General features: G+C 45.5%; 1 protein-coding gene. It reads left to right on the top strand.

All coding sequences use genetic code 11. From position 1 onward, the window contains the following. Positions 1–26: 26 nt before the first annotated feature. Positions 27–1,169: a hypothetical protein gene (locus QUA40_RS28815; RefSeq protein ID WP_333132142.1), complete on the top strand. Its 1,143-nt coding sequence runs from the start codon at positions 27–29 to the stop codon at positions 1,167–1,169. Positions 1,170–1,190 lie beyond the last annotated feature (21 nt).

The following is a 1,190-nucleotide window of genomic DNA, read 5'->3' as shown; positions in this document are numbered from 1 at the left end:
GTTTTTTGCTGGCATTTTTGTATTGATTGACTAAGCTAAGTTTTTATTATACCCTATTTAAAGGCACAACAGCTTACGTCACTTCGACGATTCCAGTACACCTGAAGATTCAACTGGATGAAAAGCGAGAAGAAGTTGCTGGAGCAAAGGCACGATTAGAAGCGGCACAATTAGCAAAGAAAGAGACTCAGCAGTCAGCTCAGCCCGAGATGAATCGTCAATCTGCGATGCGATCGCGAGTGCCAGATAGACATTACATTGAACGAAATGAGGCGAAAAGGCTGTTAGAACGCTTTGACTTAGCACTCAACGAATCTGAGGGACAACCCTTGCTATTCAATATTTGCGGAACTGGCGGAGTTGGTAAAACAACGTTACTGGGGCGGTTAAAGGATGCCCATGCAGGCCAAGTTGATTTTCTGGAGATTTGTTTTGCGAAAACGCCTGATATCGAAACTCCCCTAAAATTGATGCGAAAGGTACACGAGCAGGCTGTTGAGCGTTTTGGAGGTGAAACGATCGCTGATTCATTTAAACAAAAAGAGCAGCAGTTTGAGTCAACTCTATACAAGTTGAGTCATGAGTCAATTGATGGTGAAACAATTAGCAGCGAAGAAGCAAGGAAGATTACAAGCTGGTTTCAACGCTTCATTTGGCTAAACCTAATAGGTTTGACCTCCACCTCAAGTAAGCCGACATCTTTTAATCTTTCAGGGGTAGGTTTTTCTGCATTACCGACGATTGGAGAGGATGCAGACTGCTTGCAAGAATCGATCGAGCAGCGAGTGCGGAATCACCCTGCGACCAAAGACCAGCCTGAGCTACAGGCTCTTATGTTACAGCCAGTTTTCAAACTGACCCAGGCATTTGCTGAAAGTCTGATGCAAATTGCCCACAGCAGAGGACGATCGCTGGTGCTGATTTTGGATACCTATGAAAAAGCACAGTCTTACCTGAATCAATGGCTATGGCAGTATTTGGTCGAAGATACTGCGTTATCTTCTGCACCAGTAAGGCTCGTGGTTGTAGGGCGGCGATCGCTACAAGCAGATGAGGGTTGGCGCAAGCTCGACCAGGATCGGAAGTTGCTCCTTGAGGTGCCACTTAAGAAGTTTAGCAGGGGTGCATCTCACTTTGGCAAATACATCAAATTGAAAGTTGACCGTTGAGATAAGCACAGCGAAGAGCAA

Source organism: Microcoleus sp. Pol11C3 (assembly GCF_036701485.1).
Lineage (GTDB): Bacteria > Cyanobacteriota > Cyanobacteriia > Cyanobacteriales > Microcoleaceae > Microcoleus.
This window is presented reverse-complemented; position numbering and strand designations above follow the sequence as displayed.